General features: G+C 65.0%; 1 protein-coding gene. It reads right to left on the bottom strand.

Annotated features, from left to right (window positions below):
• Positions 1 to 346: hypothetical protein (locus tag KZZ07_RS26735; protein WP_219519957.1), on the bottom strand; the 346-nt coding region annotated here is incomplete at both ends.

Raw genomic sequence — 346 nt, 5'->3', positions numbered from 1 at the left:
CGCGATCAGGCCGAACAGACTCGGGTCGAAGTAGAGCGGGAGGGGGGACAGCGCCCAGATCGCCAGCAGCACGATCTTGCGCTGCAGGTTGTAGCCGACCTTGATCTCCTCTTTGTGCTCGTGCGTCGCGTCGTTGACGTGGTCGTAGCCCTTGGGCTCGAAGAACAGATGGCCGGCCTGCCGGGACGTCATCGCCACCAGCCAGCCGATCAAGGCCGCCGTGGCCGGGTCCTTGAACGCCAGGGCGTAGGCCACCAGGAAGCTGATCGCGCTCACCACGTGCAAGCTCTGATTGACGCGGTTGTGGTGGTAGTAGCGGTGGTCGTCCCAGCGCTGGATGCGCAGC

The organism is Mameliella sp. CS4 (genome assembly GCF_019392335.1).
In the GTDB taxonomy this organism is placed as follows: Bacteria; Pseudomonadota; Alphaproteobacteria; order Rhodobacterales; family Rhodobacteraceae; genus Antarctobacter.
The sequence above is the reverse complement of the archived record's forward strand: the minus strand, read 5'-3'. Positions and strand labels throughout refer to the sequence as shown.